Source organism: Niallia circulans (genome assembly GCF_007273535.1).
Taxonomy (GTDB): Bacteria; Bacillota; Bacilli; order Bacillales; family Cytobacillaceae; genus Niallia; species Niallia circulans_B.
In genome coordinates this window covers 731,431-752,920 of the sequence record NZ_RIBP01000001.1, presented here as the reverse complement: position 1 = coordinate 752,920, position 21,490 = coordinate 731,431, and the positions used below count along the sequence as shown (strand labels likewise).

At 34.9% G+C, this 21,490-nt stretch carries 20 protein-coding genes; 19 read left to right on the top strand and 1 reads right to left on the bottom strand.

What is annotated here, in order from left to right; translation table 11 throughout:
- Positions 1 to 320 precede the first annotated feature (320 nt).
- The 3 genes from CEQ21_RS04610 to CEQ21_RS04600 all read left to right on the top strand — a co-directional run bounded on the left by CEQ21_RS04610 (position 321) and on the right by CEQ21_RS04600 (position 3,749).
- Positions 321 to 923: a hypothetical protein gene (locus CEQ21_RS04610; protein ID WP_185763467.1), complete on the top strand. Its 603-nt coding sequence runs from the start codon at positions 321 to 323 to the stop codon at positions 921 to 923.
- Positions 924 to 960: 37 nt separating this feature from the next.
- Positions 961 to 2,034 carry a PDDEXK family nuclease gene (locus tag CEQ21_RS04605; protein ID WP_185763466.1) on the top strand — a complete coding sequence of 358 codons (1,074 nt, stop codon included), beginning with the start codon at positions 961 to 963 and terminating at the stop codon, positions 2,032 to 2,034.
- A 564-nt stretch (positions 2,035 to 2,598) separates the two neighbouring features.
- A protein-coding gene (locus CEQ21_RS04600; protein WP_235907162.1) for an IS3 family transposase occupies positions 2,599 to 3,749 on the top strand; the annotation gives its coding sequence in 2 pieces (ribosomal slippage) (positions 2,599 to 2,848 and positions 2,848 to 3,749; 1,152 coding nt in all).
- A gap of 280 nt (positions 3,750 to 4,029) precedes the next feature.
- Here the strand turns inward: CEQ21_RS04600 and CEQ21_RS04595 are convergent.
- On the bottom strand, positions 4,030 to 5,511 hold the full coding sequence (locus CEQ21_RS04595; protein ID WP_328593456.1) for an IS1182 family transposase: 1,482 nt from the start codon (positions 5,509 to 5,511) through the stop codon (positions 4,030 to 4,032).
- 357 nt (positions 5,512 to 5,868) lie between these two features.
- Here CEQ21_RS04595 and CEQ21_RS04590 point away from each other — a divergent pair, with 357 nt between their 5' ends.
- The 16 genes from CEQ21_RS04590 to CEQ21_RS04520 all read left to right on the top strand — a co-directional run bounded on the left by CEQ21_RS04590 (position 5,869) and on the right by CEQ21_RS04520 (position 21,449).
- A complete protein-coding gene (locus CEQ21_RS04590) occupies positions 5,869 to 6,324 on the top strand; it encodes a PTS sugar transporter subunit IIA (RefSeq protein ID WP_185763464.1) in 456 nt (151 codons plus the stop codon).
- 2 nt (positions 6,325 to 6,326) lie between these two features.
- Positions 6,327 to 6,650, top strand: coding sequence for a PTS fructose transporter subunit IIB (locus tag CEQ21_RS04585; protein WP_185763463.1), 324 nt, complete (start codon positions 6,327 to 6,329; stop codon positions 6,648 to 6,650).
- A gap of 18 nt (positions 6,651 to 6,668) precedes the next feature.
- Complete coding sequence (locus CEQ21_RS04580; protein WP_185763462.1) at positions 6,669 to 7,784, top strand: PTS fructose transporter subunit IIC; 1,116 nt, start codon at positions 6,669 to 6,671, stop codon at positions 7,782 to 7,784.
- A 113-nt stretch (positions 7,785 to 7,897) separates the two neighbouring features.
- Positions 7,898 to 10,552: a mannosylglycerate hydrolase gene (gene mngB / locus CEQ21_RS04575; protein WP_185763461.1), complete on the top strand. Its 2,655-nt coding sequence runs from the start codon at positions 7,898 to 7,900 to the stop codon at positions 10,550 to 10,552.
- A 122-nt stretch (positions 10,553 to 10,674) separates the two neighbouring features.
- Positions 10,675 to 12,594: a BglG family transcription antiterminator gene (locus CEQ21_RS04570; protein ID WP_185763460.1), complete on the top strand. Its 1,920-nt coding sequence runs from the start codon at positions 10,675 to 10,677 to the stop codon at positions 12,592 to 12,594.
- 270 nt (positions 12,595 to 12,864) lie between these two features.
- The gene (locus CEQ21_RS04565; protein WP_185763459.1) at positions 12,865 to 13,134 is read left to right on the top strand and encodes a hypothetical protein; all 270 of its coding nucleotides are present in this window, start codon (positions 12,865 to 12,867) and stop codon (positions 13,132 to 13,134) included.
- A gap of 177 nt (positions 13,135 to 13,311) precedes the next feature.
- On the top strand, positions 13,312 to 13,758 hold the full coding sequence (locus tag CEQ21_RS04560; protein WP_185763458.1) for a heme-binding protein: 447 nt from the start codon (positions 13,312 to 13,314) through the stop codon (positions 13,756 to 13,758).
- 181 nt (positions 13,759 to 13,939) lie between these two features.
- Positions 13,940 to 15,808 carry a beta-glucoside-specific PTS transporter subunit IIABC gene (locus CEQ21_RS04555; RefSeq protein ID WP_185763457.1) on the top strand — a complete coding sequence of 623 codons (1,869 nt, stop codon included), beginning with the start codon at positions 13,940 to 13,942 and terminating at the stop codon, positions 15,806 to 15,808.
- Positions 15,809 to 15,826: 18 nt separating this feature from the next.
- Positions 15,827 to 17,269 (top strand): glycoside hydrolase family 1 protein, encoded by a 1,443-nt coding sequence (locus tag CEQ21_RS04550; protein ID WP_185763456.1) that lies wholly within the window; start codon positions 15,827 to 15,829, stop codon positions 17,267 to 17,269.
- Positions 17,270 to 17,436: 167 nt separating this feature from the next.
- The gene (locus CEQ21_RS04545) at positions 17,437 to 18,285 is read left to right on the top strand and encodes a PRD domain-containing protein (RefSeq protein ID WP_185763455.1); all 849 of its coding nucleotides are present in this window, start codon (positions 17,437 to 17,439) and stop codon (positions 18,283 to 18,285) included.
- A 285-nt stretch (positions 18,286 to 18,570) separates the two neighbouring features.
- On the top strand, positions 18,571 to 18,705 hold the full coding sequence (locus CEQ21_RS27240; RefSeq protein ID WP_268878975.1) for a hypothetical protein: 135 nt from the start codon (positions 18,571 to 18,573) through the stop codon (positions 18,703 to 18,705).
- Positions 18,706 to 18,910: 205 nt separating this feature from the next.
- On the top strand, positions 18,911 to 19,771 hold the full coding sequence (locus CEQ21_RS04540; RefSeq protein WP_185763454.1) for a ribonuclease YeeF family protein: 861 nt from the start codon (positions 18,911 to 18,913) through the stop codon (positions 19,769 to 19,771).
- Positions 19,772 to 19,782: 11 nt separating this feature from the next.
- A complete protein-coding gene (locus CEQ21_RS04535; RefSeq protein WP_185763453.1) occupies positions 19,783 to 19,962 on the top strand; it encodes a hypothetical protein in 180 nt (59 codons plus the stop codon).
- Positions 19,944 to 20,777 (top strand): hypothetical protein, encoded by an 834-nt coding sequence (locus CEQ21_RS27080; RefSeq protein WP_235907161.1) that lies wholly within the window; start codon positions 19,944 to 19,946, stop codon positions 20,775 to 20,777. The genes CEQ21_RS04535 and CEQ21_RS27080 overlap by 19 nt, the downstream gene beginning before the upstream one ends.
- An 18-nt stretch (positions 20,778 to 20,795) precedes the next feature.
- The gene (locus CEQ21_RS04525; RefSeq protein ID WP_185763452.1) at positions 20,796 to 21,014 is read left to right on the top strand and encodes a bacteriocin immunity protein; all 219 of its coding nucleotides are present in this window, start codon (positions 20,796 to 20,798) and stop codon (positions 21,012 to 21,014) included.
- Between the two features lie 231 nt (positions 21,015 to 21,245).
- Positions 21,246 to 21,449 (top strand): hypothetical protein, encoded by a 204-nt coding sequence (locus CEQ21_RS04520; RefSeq protein WP_185763451.1) that lies wholly within the window; start codon positions 21,246 to 21,248, stop codon positions 21,447 to 21,449.
- Positions 21,450 to 21,490 lie beyond the last annotated feature (41 nt).

Sequence of the window (21,490 nt, the reverse complement as noted above, 5' to 3'; positions counted from 1 at the left end):
GTAATATAAGTATTCATTAATGTAGGTAGCTATCTATTAGATGCGGAGGAATCCTTTTTTTGGTTAAACATTTTTGTGAAATATATGACGAAAGTATGTTAAATATGCATATTACTATATCAGACATGTTTAGTTATTAGATGAATTTTAGTAAGTTTATTCTGTTAATAGAATTAGAGATAAGAATTTTTCATTAACTTTTGGTGGCTATTCGACAAAAAATGACATATTAACTAATTGATTTACTATAAAATGAAATTTGTAGTCGTTAAGGCATGGTATAAAAGTATGTATATTGATTATCTAATCGGGAGGGAATTATGGTAAATACTGTTTCGTTTATTATACTAGGTATATTTGTTGCTGGCTTTTTAATAATGCTATATCTTCATTATAAACAATATAAAAAAAACAAAGAGCTGGGCTCATCTTTTTTATCTATTATGGAGATTTTTGACACAAATAATATAAAAGCAGGAGAAATAGATGATTTTAATTTAATTTTTTTAAAGAAAGAAATCATTGAAAGCAATGATAAGGAACTTGTAGACTATCTTATAAAGCTTTATACCGCATCAAGTAAAGGTGGAATTAGGAATTTTCAAAGGATTAAACAATTAGAAAATGATATTATAGACTATGGGATAATTCGAATGAATACGTTAGAGAATACTTTTGATATTTCTAAAATACTTGCACCAACAATCACTATAACTATTTTCTTTTTCTCTGCCTATATAACATTCTTCCAACAGGTATTGCTGAAAGATTATGAAGTATACCAATACCTCATTTTAATTGGCGTCTCTGCTGTTTTGTATGTTAGCATTTCCAGTCTGATCAAATATAATAGGTTACGACATATGGCAGTGCTATATTTTAAAAATCTGTTAGAATATGCAAATAACGGTAATAAGAACTAACAAGTAAAGAAATAATTAAAATAAAGGTGGAAAAGAAATGCCGATAGAAGTGGGAATATGGAATATAAATGATGGAGTGAAGAAGCTATCGTATTCCAATATAGAATCTGAGCAAAAGTTAGAAGACATATTAACAAAGGATATATCAATACTATCAGATGACCTATTACTTATAGGTCGTCAAATCCAGACAGATTATGGGAAATTCATAGATATGCTTGCCATAGATGGAGACGGTAATTTGAATATTATTGAGTTGAAAAAAAGTAGAACTCCAAGAGATGTAGTGGCTCAGGCAATAGACTATGCATCATGGGTACAGACCTTATCCTATGAACGTATATTAAATATATTTGAGGAAAAAAATGGAATACCTATGGAAAAAGCATTTGCGGAGAAGTTTGATAATGCTCTTCCTGAAAAGATTAATGATACACACCAAATAATGATAGTTTCTTCTGAATTAGATAGCGAAACTGAAAGGATAATTAACTATCTTTCAAATAATTTTGATGTACCTATAAATGCTGTTTTCTTCCGTTATTTTGAAAATAACAAACAACAATTTATTACAAGAAGTTGGTTATTAGATCCTAATATAGTTGATGAAAAATCCAGCAGTATTAAAGTTGATAGCAAAAGAGAAAAGTGGAATAAGCAAGATTTTGTAGTGAATTTTGAGGACGGTCAATACCGGAGCTGGGAAGATGCTATTAAGTATGGATTTATCTCTGCAGGAAACGGACAATGGTACAGTAAGACGCTATATAAACTATTTGTTGGTGCTAGAGTTTTCTGTATGATTCCTAAAAAAGGATATGTAGGAATAGGAAAAGTAATTGAAACAGCAACACCAATTAAGGATGTTATTTTTACAAATAATAATGAACAAAAAAAAGTTGAAGAAATAGATTTACTTGCACCTGATATGATGCACGATAAAGATGATCTGGAAAAATGCGAGCATGTAGTTAAAATACAATGGGAGAAATATGTGCCAAAAGATCAGGCTTATTGGGAGAAAGGCTTAAAAGCTAATCAAAATAGTGCATATAAGCTAAGAAGTCAATATACTATAGAAAAGGTATCTGATTTTTTCGGAATTAATTAAAGATATTAAAGAGGCAACTTTCCATGATGGAAGTGTCTCTTATTTTTTATTCTAAATGCGGATGTTGAGTGAACTAATAAATCAAGTTTTGAATGCGTTTTAAAGGATAAATACTTTGTAATTGCATATTGCACAGTATTACATTGTTCTTCCTAAATGTTATGCACCTTCATGAGATAATTTCTTAACTAAATATCTAAAATGAATTTTACATATAAGTGACCCTCATCTGGAATAGATGTAATTGTGTTCTGCGTAATATTTAACTTTACAATTGTTTATGAATTACTGATTCTTTAAGGGTCATTTCATCTTCTGTTTTCAACTAGTTTCATATCAAATTCTTCTCTTGCTAAAAATATCGCAATTACTAGCATCACAATTTTAAATTTCTTGCTATAATTTGGGAAGGAATATATGAATTATTGATAACTTATATATTAATTAAAACAGCAAGCACTTAAGCAAACTACAGGTAGTACATAGGGGATACTGGAGTTAGTATAGTTTCATGGACACAATTTAATTAAGTCCTTACAATTATTTTGAGAGGATGTGTCCGAATTGGAACGTAAACCTGCAGGCAAAAAATATAACGATGATTTTAAGAAAACGATTGTGGATTTGTATCATTCCGGCAGCCCGGTTAAAGAATTAAGCAGCGAATATGGCGTATCAGAAGTAACAATTTATAAATGGGTGAAAGACTTTACCCCTATTGGTTCAGAAAAAGAGGCGCTGACACCAAAAGAGTTAGCCGAGATTCAGAAAGAAAACCTTCGGTTAAAACAGGAGGTAGAAATCCTAAAAAAGGCTATGGCCATATTCGCGAAAAAGTAACCGAATCAGAGCTCATCGATTTTATCGAGGAACACAAGGATCATTATCCCGTCCAGAAAATGTGCGAAGTACTGGCCGTGCCAAGAAGCAGCTACTATGGATCCCTTGAAAAAACGACGTCAAAACGTGAACTAGAAAACCAGGAACTCACGCAGGAAATCCAACGGATTCACTTGGAAAGTAAGTCGCGTTATGGCGCACCGAAAATCCATAAGACCCTATCGAACAACGGGGTTTGTTTAAGCCTGAAGCGTGTCCAGCGCTTAATGAGAAAGGCAGGCATCCGTTCGATTACCAGGAAAAAATACCGTCCTTTCCCCTCAAAAGAAAAGGTTGTGCAGCTGGGTAATCTTTTAAAAAGAGACTTCTCTACCTGCACGATCAATGAGAAATGGGTGGCGGATATTACGTATATTCCTACGGTAAAAGACGGTTGGTGCTATCTGGCCTCAGTATTGGATCTGCATTCGAAAAAAATTGTTTGCTATTCTTTTTCTCGTTTTATGACTTCGGAATTAGTGATCGAAGCACTTCAAAACGCCTGTTTTTCTCAAAAGCCCCGAAAGGGCTTAATTCTTCATACCGAACTTGGCTCACAATATACCAGCAGTGAGTTTACTCAGCATGTCCAAAAATACGGAATCAGGCAGTCTTTCAGTCAGAAAGGCTGTCCTTATGACAATGCCTGTATAGAGTCATTTCACGCCATATTAAAGAAAGAAGAAGTCTATCATACCCAGTACACAGACTACCGGGCAGCGAAGCTGGCCATGTTTCAGTTTATAGAGGGCTGGTACAACAGAAACAGAATTCACAGCAGCATCGGCTATCAAACACCTCAAGCTATGGAGGATCAGATTAGAAGAACCGCTTAATACTTAACTTTTTTGTGTCCAAATTATTGACTCAAATCCACCACTGAATTTCCTGCTTAGTTAAAGTGGGGTTAACTGGTACTTAAATATAACAAAGGTCGCGACTGTGGCAGCTTGATTCGGCACCCCGATTATAATTTATAAATGTTTGAGCTTAAATTCATGACTATATAATAAAAAGAGGCTGGGACAAAACTAGCTTCTTATAAATGAAAAAAGGGAATTCGGTTGCCCGAATTCACTTTTTTCATTTAATTTTATGATTTTTCACAGTAAGATCTTACATTCTTACCGCATATTTTCTTAAGTTTACGGCCATTAATGCTAGACCGATGTCATTTTCTACTTTCGATTTTCCACGGACAGAAAATCGTGTGAAACCTAAACTAGCCTTCAGAAATCCAAAAATTGGTTCCACAACTACTTTTCTTTGACGGTAGATGGAACCAGCTTTTTCTTCTGAAAGCTTCGCTCTTATATGCTCTTTTTGCTGTTCCCATTTTTCATTGATCCTCAATTGACGGTTTGTGCCTTCTTTTCCCTTTGTACATGACAGCTGAAATGGACAATTTGTACAGTCCTCACATTCATAAATTTTGAAGGTGCGTTTAAATCCTGTGGAATCTGTTCGAGTAGATGTGTACTTATATGTTACTGCTTGTTGATTTGGGCAAGTATAGGTGTCGATTATTTGATTGTATAACCAATTGCTTGTTTTAAATGGGTCCGTTTTATATTTTTTCTTCTGTTCCTTCATATAATGACCATATGTAATTAGTGGGGTACATTGGCGCTTTGTTAAGATGTCCCCATAATTCTGTTCGCTGCCGTACCCTGCATCTGCGACAATATATTCTGGTAAGGAAAAGTACTGTTCCTGTATTTGATCTAGGAATGGAATAAGTGTTTTCGTATCTGTTGGATTAGAAAAAATGCCGTAGGCAAGCGTGTATTGTCCTTCGGACGCTACTTGAAGATTATAACCAGGCTTTAATTGACCGTTTTTCATATAATCCTCTTTCATTCGCATGAAGGTCGCATCTTGGTCGGTTTTGGAATAGCTATTACGAGTACCAAATATGTCAAAGTCCTTCTGATATTTATGTTTTCGTACTATCCATTCCTTCACTTGTTTTAGGAGTTGTTTCGGTGTTTTTCGTTCTTTACGCCACTGTTTACGTTCGTTGGCATTACTGGACTTCTCCATTTTTTCTGTGTAGTCTTCCACCACTTCTTCTATTTTTTCGGCCAATTGAGCTAGTTCTTCTAATGATAGTTGTTCGTCGTTTTCTCGTGTCATTTCAGGGATAATTTGCTTTTCAAGCAACTCATTGTATAGCTGATTAGACTTCTCCACTAGACTCGTATGATATTTTTCAGCAGATTTCTTCCAGACAAAAGTGAATTTATTGGCATTTGCTTCAATTTTAGTACCATCTATAAAAATAGCTTCTTGGTCAATGATCTTTTCTTGTACAAGCTGACAGCGGAATTGAATAAAGCATTGTCTAATAAGCTCTTTCATTTCTGGATGAACACGAAATCGATTGATGGTCCGATAGCTTGGCTCATACCCTTGAGCTAGCCACATCATACGAGGATGGTAAGCTGGGCAAACTGTTTGACGGAAAAAGGAATCAAAGGCTATTTCCGGAATAATTTCCACTAATTGATGAATAGAAAAGGCAATATCATTCTTTTGTAATTTCACTTCTAAATCTAAAGGTAAAATCAATTGATTCGTGTTATAATCTTTAAACATAAGGACACTTCTTTCTGAATTGAATTTTGGTAGGGGTACTTAAATTTTATCAGAAGATGTCCTTTTTGTTTTGAAAAAAAAGAAAGCATGTGAAATTTTACTATCCGTAAAATTTCACATGCTTTTTTGTACTTTAGGCTAAGTTTTGTCCCAGCCTCTTTTTTGCACTGTTAATTTATCATATAGCCCTGAGTATATATCACAAAAGCCAACCTATCAAATCACCTCATAAATAAAGACTCAACCCAAAAAACCTAGTACAAATAATTCCAACTCCACCGGCCAAATTCCGCATTAAACATTCCTCACAATTACCTTATAATCAATTTGTAAGCGATAACAAAAGGAGGGTTAGGATTGCTTTTAAATGATAGCCAAATATTTTTAGATTTAGAATTAAATGATCGAGATGCGGTATTAGAGTATATTTCTGTTCAGGCACAGCAATTAGGGATAATTGAAAATCAAGAGGTTCTATTAAAGGATTTTATTAGCAGGGAAGAGCAGTATCCTACTGCTTTTCAGGAGGGGATTGCCATTCCTCATGCTAAAAGTGTAACAGTTAAGAAGGCTACGCTCTTTTTTATTAAAACAAAAGAAAAAATTGATTGGAAATCTCCTGATCACTATAAGGTGAAATTTATTTTTGCTATTCTTGTTCCGGAAATGGAGGCAGGTACGAAGCATATAAAAATTTTGTCAGCACTTGCTGGGAATCTAATGGAGGAGCAATTTCAAGAACGGCTTTTTAAAGTGAACACGAAAGAGGATATTTTGAATTTATTTAAGAGTGTTGAAATGGAGGTTGTTTGAAGATGAAGTTTGTAGGAGTAACAGCTTGTATTGCTGGGTTAGCTCATACGCCAATGGCGGCTAAGGCATTAGAAAAGGCAGGGGCTAAGCTAGGGCATTCGGTAAAAATGGAACAGCAAGGGGCTATGGGCTTTATAAATGATTTAACAGAGGCAGATATACGTGAGGCGGATGCAGTGATTATAGCTGCAGATAAGGCTATTGAAGGGGAGGAACGGTTTAAGGGGAAGCCAGTTGTCCGGGTGAAGCTTGGTCAGGCTGTTTCGCATGGGGAAGCTGTTATTGAAAAAATTGTTCAGGCTTTAGAAAAAAGAAACCAATCCTAATGCTATGGAGGAAAGAAGATGAAATCACAAGCCAATGCATTTAAAACTCATTTAATGACAGGTATTTCGTATGTTCTTCCGGTTATTATCGCTGGTTCTTTAGTTGTAGCACTTGCGAAAATCATAAGCTTTGCAGCTGGTTATACAGATTTAAGTCAATTTGCTGAAGCAAGTGGTTTCCTTCATTATATATATTTATTTGAACAAGTTGGCTGGACCGCAATCGGGTTATTGAACCTGGTGTTAGGAGGCTATATAGCCTTTTCCATTGGAGGTAGGCCGGCGCTGGCAGCAGGTCTTGTCGGTGGCGCCTTAGCTAGCTCAACAAATGCTGGTTTTATTGGGGCTGTTGTGGCTGGTTTCTTTGCCGGGTGGCTGACAAATTGGGTGAAAAAGCGGATTGTTATTAGTGGCTCACTTGCAAGTGCAGTACCATTAATTATCCTGCCATTAATTACGGTTGGTGCGATAGGAATTTTAATGGCATTGGTCTTAGGTGGACCGTTAGGCTGGATTAATACATCCTTATTAAACTGGATTACGGAAATGACGCAAAGTAATGTTAATAATGTTGTTTTAGCATTGGTGCTTGGTGCCATGATTGCCTTTGACATGGGTGGACCAGTTAACAAGGCGGCATGGATGGCTGGTAATGCACTGCTTATGAGTGGCATATACCTGCCTGCGATTTTAGTGAATATTGCAATTTGTATCCCGCCATTAGGTTATGGGATTGCAACATTGCTTAAAAGGAAAAACTTCTCTCCAGAGCTTTTAGAGTCAGGTAAAGGGTCCTTAGTTATGGGGATCATTGGTATTACAGAGGGAGCGATTCCGTTTACATTAAAAAGTCCATTAAAGCTGATACCCTTAAACGTAGTCGCTGGTGCTGCAGGAGCAGCCACTGCGGTACTGCTTGGTGTACATGAAATTATGCCTCCGGTTGGTGGAGTTTATGGCTTCTTCACGGTAGGCAGTAGCTGGGCATATTTAGCTGGCATTTTAGTTGGTGCCTTTATTATTGGCATTGGTTCAAATCTATTAGTTAATTTCCGGGATGACAAGGAGCTGGAAACTAAACAAGCTGATAAACAAAAAGAAGAATTGGATGAGCTTGATATTAGTTTTGACTAAATATTAATTTTCATTGGGTAGATTCCTGCTTATAATCTATCAAGTCAGGAATCTACTATTTAAAAGTATGAAGTGTATGCATCCACTAATTATAGATAAGGAGTTTTGTACTAATGAAAAAAACAAAAGTCCATGTAGTTCCACATACTCATTGGGATAGAGAATGGTACTTTACATCGTCTAGATCAACTGTTTATTTAGTAAAGCATCTTCGAGAGGTTCTCGATACATTGGAAAACAATAAGGATTTTGAATATTACTTGATGGATGCTCAGACATCCCTTATCGAAGACTATTTAAAATATCAGCCAGAGGACAGAAACAGACTTGAAAAATTAGTTGCGGAGAAGCGGCTTTTAACGGGGCCTTGGTATACTCAAACAGACCAATTAGTTATATCACAGGAATCTGTCGCACGAAATCTGCTTTATGGTACTAAATATGCAAAGCAATTGGGACACTCCTTTGAAATTGGTTATGTGCCTGATGCATTCGGTCAAGGTGGAAACATGCCGCAAATTTACAAAAACTTTGGTATTAATCGGTTTTTATTTTGGCGAGGTGTGGCGGATAACCGCTTAAAACAAACTGAGTTTATTTGGGAGGGTGATGACGGAAGCCAAATGCTGGCAGAGCAAATCCCTTTTGGATATTACCATGGTGGCAATATCCCGGAAGAAGAGGCAGATATCATCCCTTACCTAGACGAATTTGTTGGTAAGCTAGAAGAAAAAGCCTCAACAAATAACGTGTATTTTCCTAATGGCTTTGATCAGGCGCCTATTAGAACGAATCTTCCTGAAATGATTAATAAATTTAACGAGTTGGATCCTCGTCGAGAATATATTCTTCAATCACCGGAGCAATTCTTTGATGCCCTTGAGCAAGAGGTAGAAAACCTTCCTGTGATTAAAGGTGAATTAACGGAGGGTAAGCATAGTAGGCTGCACAAGTCTATTTTCTCGACAAGAGCAGATTTAAAACAAGCAAACAATGAGATTGAAAATTTTTTGGTAAATGTCCTAGAGCCAGTACTTTCAATTAGTTTTTCGTTAGGAAATGTGTACCCGCATAGAGAGCTTGAAGAAATCTGGAAGCTGATGTTTGAAAATGCTGCTCATGATAGTATTGGCGGCTGTAATAGTGATACAACGAATCAGGATGTGAAGTATCGTTATAAGCTAGCGAAAGAAAAAGCGGAAAACCTTTTGGATATACATATGCGGTTAGTGACGGAAAGAATACCGTATCAGCATCATTTGAATTTCACTTTATTTAATCCGCTTCCATATCAACGGTCCGGAGTCGTTAAAGTGGGGCTGTATATTCCAGAAGAGAACTTTGTTATTAAAGATTATCATGGAAATACCATGCCGTTTGCTATTCTCAATAAAGTTGAATTAACCGATTATGTGTTAAAACAAACGATTCGATTGAATCCAAGCAAAGAGATCTATATACCAGAAAAGGTATTTTTAGCTGAAATTTTAATACATGTGACAAATCTAAATGGCCTTGGCTATGATAGCTTTTATTTGGAGCTGGATGGTGAATTGAATAAGAGCCTTGAAAATTCAAGTAATACCTTTAAAGAATCGACTAAATCCTTAATTGAAAATGACTATTATGCTATTTCAGCAGCTGCAAATAATACACTTACGATTTTAGACAAAGCATCCGGAAAAGAATATCAAAACCAGATGATTTTCGTTGAAAATGGGGATGATGGGGACTCATATAATTACTCTCCTCCTAGAAAGGATCTGGTTAGCTATTCAACAGATTCTGAATTAATAAGTGTAAACTATTTTACCTCTGAGGTAGAGGAGCATCTTGAAATAACACTAAAAATGCAGGTGCCATACAATCTCGAGGATAGGGCAAAAGGGATTGCGAACCGAGACTTTATCATCACCGCAAAAGTTGGCCTCCGAAAAAATGAAGAATTGATTCGGTTTGAGATTGATATCGACAATCAAGTACTGAGTCATCGACTTTGTGTTCAATTTAATACAGACATTATCAGCCAATTCTCTACTGCAGATCAGTTATTTGGAACGGTTACTAGACCAGTTTATTTACCTGAAATGGAGATTTGGGAAGAGGAGAAGTGGGAGGAGGCGCCGATTTCGATCGAACCAATGCAAAGCTTTGTTTCCTTACATGATCAGAATTCTGTTGTTGCTATTTTCACAGAAGGAGTAAGAGAATATGAGATTGTTGGAAACTCATATGACACCATTCAATTAACCTTATTTAGAACCTTTAGTCATATGGGGAAAACGGACCTACTTTACAGACCAGGGCGTGCATCTGGAGAAAGTATTGTTGAGACCCCAGATGCCCAATTGCTTGGTAAATTAACGGCAACATTCGCTTATTATATGAATAATAACCAATCATTTGATGAAGTGAATATTGCAAAAATGGCAAAGGAATATTTATCACCCATTCCGTACTACCAATTCTCTGACTTTCTAAATGGAAGAATGATTTATGCTTATCGCGATGAAGAAAAAACCAATCAGTTAAACTACAGCCTGTTTACTTTTGCAAAAATGACTTCTGTTATTAGCACAATTAAGAAAGCAGAAGAAACGGATTATCTCATTGTTCGGCTCTTTAATCCTTATATAGATAGAGTATCAACGATTGAAAAAGAACTAGTCGAAAACGGGAGCTTTGTGATGTTAGATGAATTAACGAAAGCAGAGATTACAGAAGAGTTAGCTCCCTATAAATTCTGTACCATCTCTATTCCATTATAGAAGCATTCCACCTACTACAAAAAGTGGGTGGAAGTTTTCATTTACATAAAAATTGTGCTGGGCAGTGATATTTTGTCCATTTGCTGTGATAACGAATCCTTCATGGAAAGGAGAAGTTCAACATGTTTGCTGACAACCGGAAAAATAAAATTTTCACCCTTTTAGAAGATAATCTGTGTAAATTTAATGGCGAAAAAATTGGCGAATTATTATCGATTTCTGACAGAACTGTTCGTAAGGAAATTAAGGTGATGAATGAAGTTGGTAAGAATCATGGGTTTAGTATCAAAAATATGCGTGGGAAAGGATTTTACATTGATGTAATGGACCATCACCATTTCCACGAATTTAAAAAAAGTAATGTAACTTCCCCCGTTTATTTCGATATCAATACAAAAAAAGGCAGAATAAAACAGTGTATTATCATTCTCCTTAACGCGCATCAATTTATGACCTTGGAGGAATTAGCTGAAAAAATGTATGTTGGAAGAACTACTTTAAGTCAGGAGCTTAAAGACATAAGAAATCTTCTTACAAGCTTCAACCTCTCCTTACAATCCAAGGTTGGGAAAGGCATATTTATCGAGGGTTCAGAGCGCAATAAACGGTGTGCATTATTATCACTCATTGATGAAACCTTTGACTATGCTCAAATAGAGCGGTATTTTGGCTGGAAGAATCAACAGCATTTGTTGGAAGCTTTACAAAAGCAGTTACCACACTTATTCAGTACCTTTCATCTGTATTTTAGTGATGAAAACTTAAAGAACTTTATCTTTCACCTTCTTATAATGGCAGATCGAATCCAGAATCAATTTATACTGGAGCTTAAGTATGGCCGTGATAAGTGGGGCCAATACACCGAATTAATGGACAGCTTAATCCAATTATTATCAGAAGTCTTTATAATAGAGATTCCACAATCGGAGCAAGATTATCTTTTTATTCAAGTCAGAAGTAAAATTATTTCAGTTGTGGAGCAAAGTCAGCATTTAAATAATGTGGTTATTGAGTACACCCAATTATTTTTAGATAAAATTAATGAAAATTATTATTATGACCTCAATAAGGATGAACAGCTAAGAAGTGATTTACAGAGTCATATTAACTCGATGTTGTTTCGAGTGAATAACAATATTAGAGTAAGAAATCCAATGGAAGAACATATCAAAAAGTATTTTCCGCTCGCCTATGAAATAACTTTATATGCTGTGAAATCTATTAAAAATGAGTTGAATTATGAAGTTAATCATGGGGAGATTGCCTATTTATCTTTACATATAGGGGCTTCTTTGGAGAGAAACTATCAGGTTAAATACGAACGGCACAACTCCTGTTTAATAGTTTGTGGGTCTGGAATAGGAACGGCAAGGATTATTGAAGCAGCTATTAAACAAACGATTCCAGATTTATTTATAACAAAAACAATTTCTGCACAGAGGTACAGCACATTACCATATGTTGAAGAAGACGTTGTGATTACGACGATTGATATTGAGGAGAAGAATAAACCAATTTTTAAAATAGAGACTTTGCCATCAAGAAGGCAAATTATTGATTTGGATAAAAAAATCACGAAAGAGCTAAGTCATACTACAGATCTTTTACTGAATTATTTTTCACCTAAACTATTTATCAAGAAGTCTTTTAAACATAAAGACGAGGCAATTAAAGCACTGACGCATGCTATGGCGTTAGAAGCAGTAATTGATAATGAAGAGGATTTCCTTGAAGCTATTTTAAAAAGGGAGGAAATGGGCTCAACGGTAATGGGAGAAGGAGTTGCTGTTCCACATCCTTTAAATCTACTTTCTAAGCGAACACAGATTGGCATTGCACTAACAGAAGAACCGCTTGATTGGGGAAACGGACAGAAGGCGCAATTAATCTTTCTCCTCGCCATCAGTAAAGAAGACTACGAGGAAGCAATGGGTATTTATGATTTTCTTGTCGATATTATCCGCGAGAATCAAGCAACTGAGCTAAGTGCTTCGAGAAATTTTAATGAATTTATCTTGAAAGCTAGAATGATTTATTCGTGAGTAGGGCTGATATATACATCTTTCTAATAGGTACTTCAAAGGAATGTTTGTGTATCCTAAGAAAGGTTATCTGGCAACGTGTTGTAAACTGGTACCTGTAGATAGGACACTCATAAAAGAGTGTTTCATCTACAGTTTTTTTATATACTGAACATAATATACAAGACTAGGAGGTATTAAAAAAGAAAATTGAAGAAATGAAATGTAAGTGGTATTCTAAAGTGGTGGAAAAAATTTCTATACACCAGTTTATATTATAGGGGGTACCAAATGTTTTTCATACCTTTATATATAGGTATTGCAGTAGGTCTCATTATTTACCTAATAGCTCTTTTTATCAGAAAGAATGACAAGCCTAATATTGCACTAATCCCTGGCTATATTGGCGTTTTGGTTGGACTCACTTTATTTCTCTTTGGTTATATCTTTATCAGAGGATTTGAGGGAGCTGCATACATAATGATGGGTATTCCAATCCTGCTTGCTGCAATAGTTTCTATCTTTGGTAAAAAAACAAACAATAAATCCCAGCACTATTAATAGATATATGCTGTTTTAATAACAGGGGGATTGCTGCGGCGATCTTTTTGCATATTTATCTAAATTGCATCATTTCTAAATAAGTCTGAGACCCTTTCTTACGTTATAACTAATGGATAAAACTTAAGGAAAAGGGACCCGGAAGGATCTTTTATCTTATAAATTGGAGGAAAGAATATGTTGAAAGATGAAGTACTGCAGTTAGAAAAGGAATTATCTTTTGATTCTTTCAGTAATGAAGATGCTTATAATATAGCCTTAAGTATCGTAAATAGAATAAAGAAAGACAATTTAAAAAATATAAGAATAAGAGCTGTTTTAAACGGCGAGATAGCATTTCAGTATCTGATGACAGGCAAAAAAGGTGATATTTGGTTAAACAGAAAACAGAATACTATTGAAAGATTCCAACATAGCGGATACTACATCTTCTTAGAAAATGAAGAAAATGGTACCTACGAGCAATACAAAGATGATGAAACTATCGTAATTTGCGGTGGAGGCTTTCCAATCATTGTTAAAGATGAGATAGTTGGTAGTTTTATAGTTAGTGGATTAGATCATGTTGAGGATCATCAGTTGATTGTTGATGCTTTTCGGGAATATAAAATAAAAAAAAGTTGACGCTTTCAAAAAGGAAGTATATACTATAAATAATTAAATAAACAAATTGGACATGTGACTGGTAATGCAGGCAGGATCTATAAATAACAAATAATACTTTACGTATTTGTTATTTTAGGTCCTGCCTTTTTTTGTCTTCATCCAGCGACATTTCCAATATTATTAAAAAGGAGTATACAGGATGAGCTATAAACAAACAGCAGCAGAGGTGTTAAAGTATGTCGGCGGAAATGAAAACGTTTCCCATCTTGAGCATTGTTCAACAAGATTACGTTTTTCCTTAAATGATAATAGTAAAGCAAACGTAGATCAGTTAAAAAGTATTCCAGGTGTTATGGCAGTTAAAATGAACGCTCAATGCCAAGTTGTCATAGGTAATGAAGTAGTTGAAGTATATGACGAAGTAAAAAAACTCTTAGTACCAAATGAAGGAACTACCAATTTCAATTCTGAAAATACACCGAAACAAAAGCAAAAAATTGGAAGCGTTATCCTTGATTTTGTTGTTGGTATTTTTCAGCCACTAGTTCCTGCGATAGCTGGTGGTGGAATCTTAAAGTCACTATTGTTATTACTGTCAGTGATGGGGTTAATGGACACAGCAGGGCAGACCTATCAGATATTAAACATGATTGGAGATGCACCGTTATATTTTTTACCTTTACTGGTTGCCGTTACAACGGCTAATAAACTAAAAGTCAATTCGCTTGTTGCTCTTTCAGCAGTAGGAGCACTTGTATTACCGAATATGGCAGCAATGATCGGAGAAGGGGCTCAACTTTTCAGTTTTAATATAGAGAATATTGCATACGCTTATCAAGTGTTCCCAGCGATTTTAACGATTTTATTTTATGCACAGGTAGAAAAGCTATTTACAAAAATTTCTCCCAAACCGATTAGAATCTTTTTTGTTCCGATGATTTCACTATTGATTACTGTTCCAATTGCTTTACTAGTTTTGGGACCAATTGGTTTTACATTCGGGCAGGGGTTATCTGCAGTCATTCTTGCTATTTTTGACAAAGTAGGCTGGATCGCAGTAGCGTTATTGGCAACTGTATTGCCACTAATGGTCGCAACAGGTATGCATAAAGCGATGGTTCCATATGCAGTAACAACAATGAGTGAACTAGGAAAGGAAATCCTTTATCTGCCTGCATCACTTGCACATAATCTTGCAGAGAGTGGTGCTTGTTTTGCGGTAGCAATAAGAACAAAAGATAAAGTGTTGAAATCAACAGCCATTTCTGCTGGTATCTCTGCTCTTTTTGGAATTACAGAGCCTGCATTATACGGGGTAACAATCCAAAATAAGAAGGTTCTGAGCAGTGTTATGATTGGTTCCTTTGTTGGCGGTACCTTTATTGGTATAGCTGGTTTACAGGCTTTCGTTCTAGTTGGACCAGGATTAGCAAGCTTATCAATGTTTATTTCGGAAGAATTGCCAAACAATATTATCAATGCTATTATCGGCTTGGTTATTTCGTTCGGAGTGGCATTTGTTGCCGCATTTTTATTAGGGAAAGATAAAAGTGTAGATAAAAAGCTAGCAGAAGAACAACAAGATCAAATGACAATGAATCTCTCAAAACTAGAAAGCGAGTTTAAAAGTCCATTGGTTGGACAAATGATTAATTTATCTGATGTAAATGATGATGTTTTTTCTTCAAAGGTTATGGGTGATGGAATTGCAATTATTCCTTCAAAAGGTGAACTATATGCCCCTACCGATGGTAAAATCGAAATGATTTTTGAAACGAACCATGCATTAGGATTGACTACTGATCATGGTGCTCAGATTTTATTCCATGTGGGCCTTAATACTGTCCAGTTGGCAGGGAAATATTTTGAACCTCAAGTCAAAGTTGGAGATGAAGTAAAGACTGGTGATTTATTATTGAAATTTGATCTTGAAAAAATTAAAGAAGAATTTGATCCAGTAACTATTGCAGTAGTTACAAGTAAGGAAAACTACACCGTCAGGGTTGCAGATATAAAGCAGGTTGGTCCTAAAGACACATTGATGTATATATCAGCGTTAGGAAACTAATAGAAGGAGATGGTTATTATGAATAAGGGATTTCCAAAGGGTTTTTATTGGGGTGGAGCTACAGCAGCCAATCAAATTGAAGGTGCTTGGCAGGAAGATGGTAAAGGTGTAAGCACTTTAGATATGTATACAGGTGGATCACTTCATCAAAAGAGACGTATAACACTTGAGTTAGAGCCTGGTGAACGGTACCCAACACACGAAGCGATTGATTTTTACCACCATTATAAGGATGATATTAGATTGTTAGCTGATCTAGGTATAAAAATGTTCCGACTATCAATAAATTGGACTCGTATTTTTCCTAATGGAGACGAGTTAGAGCCAAATGAAGAGGGATTGAAATTTTATGATAGTGTATTTGAGGAGTTACAGAAATATGATATTGAACCACTTGTGACCATTGCTCATTACGAATTTCCTTTCCATCTTTCAAAAACAATAAATGGTTGGGCAAGTAGAGAAATGATTGACCATTATGTTCGCTATGCAGAGGTATTATTTAATCGATATAAAAATAGCGTGAAGTATTGGATTCCATTTAATGAAATGAATTGTTTAACTCTTTCCCAAAAGGCATATCAAGCCGGCGGAATTATATATGATGAGACTGGAGAACTGATTAATTTAACAAAAGATAATGCACAATTACGCTTCCAAGCTTTACATCATCAATTTGTCGCAAATGCACTTGTTGTAAAAAAAGGAAGAGAGATAAACCCTGATTTCCAATTTGGTTCCATGATAACGCATTTAACATTTTATCCATTAACATGCAATCCAGCGGATATTATTCTAGCAACTAGAGAAATGCAAATGAAAGTTTATTATTGTGCAGATGTACTTCATAGGGGATATTACCCATCTTATGCAAATCATTATTTTAGACAAGAAGGAATTGTGATTAATAAAGAAGCTGGAGATGATGTATTACTCAAAGAAAATACAGTAGATTATTGCTCATTTAGTTATTATATGTCTGTGTGCGTTAGTGCTGATCCAAATCAAGAACAAACAGGTGGTAATCTACTTGGTGGTGTAAAAAATCCTTATTTAGTAGAAAGTGAGTGGAAGTGGCAAATAGATCCAATTGGTTTGCGATACACACTACATACTTTGAATGACAGATATCAAGTTCCATTAATGATTGTAGAAAATGGGTTGGGAGCTTCGGATGAACTTGATGAGAATGAAGAAATTCATGATGATTATCGCATTGATTACTTCCAAAGTCACATTAGAGAAATGAAACAAGCTATTGATGAAGGTGTTCCTCTAATTGCGTATACAAGCTGGGCATGTATTGATTCTGTTTCACTCGGTACTGGAGAAATGAAGAAGCGTTACGGATTTATATATGTAGATAAACAAGATGATGGTACTGGAACAATGAAACGTATTAAGAAAAAATCTTTTGATTGGTACAAGCAAGTTATTGAAACAAATGGTGAAAATATTTAAACAAGAGAGGGTTTGCTAATGCAGACCCTTTTTATAGGTAGCCACAATAGGTTCAATATTTAATTTCAATAATTTATTTAATATAAGCTAATGAGTAATTTTTATTGTGGAAGATTGGTAGTTAATTCAATTTATGAATTAATGTTGATTGGTTAGGGGGGAATAAAATGATTAAAGTTAAAAAGGTATTAAATTCAAGCATAGTATTGGTAGAAAATGACCAACAGAAAGAATATATTCTTTTGGGTAAAGGAATCGGTTATGGTAAGAAAGCAGGTAATATTGTGGAAGAAAGCAAAGCTGACCAAATATTTATACCTGTTGAAAATGTTAAAGTAAAAGAATTTCTTGGATTATTAGATTCCATGCCACCTGTATTTATAGAGCTCACTACGCAGATTGTCGATTATGCAGAAAAAAAATTAAACACAAAGCTCAATTCTGGAATATATTTCACATTAATGGATCACATACATTTCGCTGTAGAGCGATTTATGAAAAATATTAATATTACTAACCGAGTCTATTGGGAAATTAAAAATTATTACGCTAAAGAATACGAAATCGGAGAATTTGCGCTTCAATTAATGAATGAAAGACTTAATATAGTTCTCCCAATTGAAGAAGCTGCAAACATAGCATTCCATCTAGTAAATGCTCAAGGAGAAAAGCAAGAATCTAAAGATGCAATGAAGACTGCCAAGATGATTGGGAGTATAGTAAACCTAGTTCGGTATACATTGAATATAAGTAGTGATGAGAAAAACATACATTATACGCGTTTTATTACACATATAAAATTCTTTGTAGAACGAATTTATGCTGATAGCATGCTAGAGGAAGAGGATAGTGAACTATTTAAGCAAATCGCTAGTTTATATCCTCAAGCAATGGATGGTGCTTTTAAAATTAAGGAATACATTAAACAAGTATATGAAAAAACAATTCCTAACGAGGAATTGGCCTACCTTGCAGTGCATATACACAGACTAATTTCTTATAATCAACTCAAGTGATAAAGCAAATCAAAGCAAATAAACAAATTTTTTTCCTCTAATACGATAAATTAGGAGACCGTCGAAACCACTGGTATATATGGTTAGACGGTTTTTTTCTTTGTGAGTTAATCAATTTAAGAAGGATTAACACTTATTCCAGGAGTTAACGCACATATACAGTGTAAAACTGAGCATTTAAGAGATAAGCGTTTGTTTATTGAGGGAGTTTAGTGGAATAAGAAGGAATATTGTAAACTAAGATTAAGACAAACTCGAAAAGGTTTTATTAGAGAGATGAAAAAATTGGAAAAGATAATCACTTTTTCATTCAGTAGTACAAAATTTGAAGGTACAGAGGAGACAGAAACATTTAATTTTGAAGAATTAGGTATTGATGAGAATTTAGATGATGAAGGTAGATATAGAGAGAACTTTTAATAATAACTGTTATAGCTTCTGGTTTTGAAAGTGAGAAAGGTATTGAGAGTGGTACTAAGAATTTAACTTCATATATCACAAAAGACATTTGAACTTAGGGTGAGGTGTCTTTTTATTTTAAGTAATTAGTTCGATGGGTCATTTCCAAATAAGTGGTAAAATTAGATGTGAGAATTTTCTAATCCTTAAAGGGAGAGGAGATAGTATGAAAATTTTAGATTCTTCTAGTTTACAAGATTCCATGGAAACCAGAGCAAAACATTATAAAAATCTACAAGAACAATTTAATCAACTAAGAAAAGCATTCAATGAAATAGTTGATTTAGACAACTTTGAAGGTAAAGGTGCTGAAGCCATTAAAGGCTTTTACCAAGGGCAGATTGAGGTGGTAGAAGCATGGCAGCGACTCACAGACAGGCAAATTGCATTTTTTGAAGGAGTTGCAGGTAAGCTCCAAGATAAGGATTTAGGAGACAATACAAGGGTTGAAACAGACTTCTTAGAAAATGATCTTTCCCAGAAGGAAAGAATAGCGGATGAGATGATTACAGAGCAAAAGAAGTCTTTAGACAATATCTTTCGAGAAATAGATGATTTAATATCACTAGACTCATTCTCCCGCTCCAAGTTCGATGATCAAATGGCAGATATACATAAAAAAAAAATAAAAACACTCGATGCTATAGATGAACTAGATAAAGAGCTAAAGGAGGAATATATTTCTTCTGAAGGTGAAGAAAGTTATGTTATTCAGTTGTTTAGTGCTTTGTTAGAAGCGACTAAGCAAGGAAACAGCATTACTCCTATTAATTTTAACACTGAGGCTTTTCATACTAGTGAGGCATACCAAGTGAAATCAGAAGCGGAAGAAGTTACTTTAAGTTATTTGACATTTAAACAAGATGAAAAAGAAGCAAGAGAAATAGAGAATCGCCCATGGTATAAAAATTTTTGGGAAGGCACAAAAACATTTGCAGGAGAATTCAGTGGCTATTATGATTATAAGAGGGCAACGGAAGGAATAGATCCTGTAACTGGGAAAAAGCTTCTAATACTCAAAGAGTGACTGCAGGAGCCATGGCATTAGCCGGATTTATTCCTATTGTAGGTTGGGCTGGAAGAGCTGTTAAAGGTGGTAAAGGTATTTACTCCGCTACAAAAGGTATTAATGCAGCTGAACATGCAATGAGTGCTTATAAGAATGTTCGCTCCTTTTCTACTTTGGGAAAAAAACAGAAATGGGTATCTATGGACTGATAGCTGCAAATGGATTATCTGAATATCTAACAGGAAAAGATATGCTAGGCAACGAATTAACAGATGAGCAACGCCATGCTAGTTTATCTCAAGGAATATTTGCAGGTTTACCTTTCGTACCGAATCTGCCAGGAATGATGAAGGAAGCAGATAGACTAAGCCAAGAGGCTGTTAATAAAACGGTACAACTCGGCAAGCAAGGGTTGGATATTACTTGGGCATGGGCTGATGATGTTACAAACAATATCAATCCATATAATCGACTAGTCGCAGATAGTGGTGTAGTACGTGTTAATGCTGATTCAGGAATGATAAATAGTATGACAAAACCTGAAAGCAGAGACAAAGAAGAGCTATTTAGTATGTTATCTGGTGGTAATGGAGGAAATGCCAGATATAGACCAGGAGTTGTAAACGAGAGTTTTAATTTTGACAAAGCTTTAGAAGATCAAACTAAATTAATGTATAATCAAGCTTCTATTGGAGTTATACCGAAAGAAGTTAGAAATCTATTAATTGGGAAAGAATTTAATACATTTGATGATTTTCGAAAAGAATTTTGGATATCTGTTGCTAATTCCAGTTTTGCAAGTGAATTCAATCCAAGAAACGTTGCAAGAATGGCCGTAGGAAATGCTCCTATTGCTCCAAAAGCTGAACATTACGTTAAGCATAAATCATATATCCTGCACCATAAACAACCAATTGATAAAGGTGGAGAAGTGTATAATTTAGATAATTTAATGATTACTTCTCCTAGAATGCATCAAATTATTCTGGATCCTGCATATCACTTTGGGAAGAAAGGGAATTAATTAAGGATGGTGGATAACATGAAAAATAAAATGTCAAAAGAAGAATTAGTTCAATTAGTAAATAAGATAATAAACCCCCTGCTTTCTGACGAAGAGGTAAGTGAGTATCTTGATATTCTTGAAAAGAATGTACCATACCCAGCACCAAGTGATTTAATTTTCTGGAATGATAAAGAATTAACACCAGAAGAAATTGTAGATATTGCCCTAGCTTACAAAGAACAAGAAGACAAGTAAGGGGTTCTTGTCTATGTATATTTAGAAAATATGTTTAAGCATTATTAAAGGAAATCACTCTAACCATGTGTTAGGGTGGATTTTTATTGGAAGAGATAGCTTGGCTATCTTATAAAAAGGAGAAGGTTTATTGCAGATAACCAAGGAATAATGACGGAATTGAGATTCCTGCTGTTTATCTAGAGGGAGAAATAAATTGGCGTTGGAGATATTATTAGAAAAGGACAAATTATGAAAAATAAGCATAAGTTTGTAATGAATACAATTATAATAGTTCTATATATCATTGTCTCCATCCTAGCATTAGTAATTTACGCTATTAAAGATGATTTATCAAATGTTTATCAAGCCATCATTCCTCTTGCCATTACAGCATCAGCATGTATCATGTTGAATAAAATTAACAAAGAGGAAGAAGAATCTAAAGAAAAATAGATAGTATTTAGATTTCTAGAATTGTCATAATTAAAGGGAGA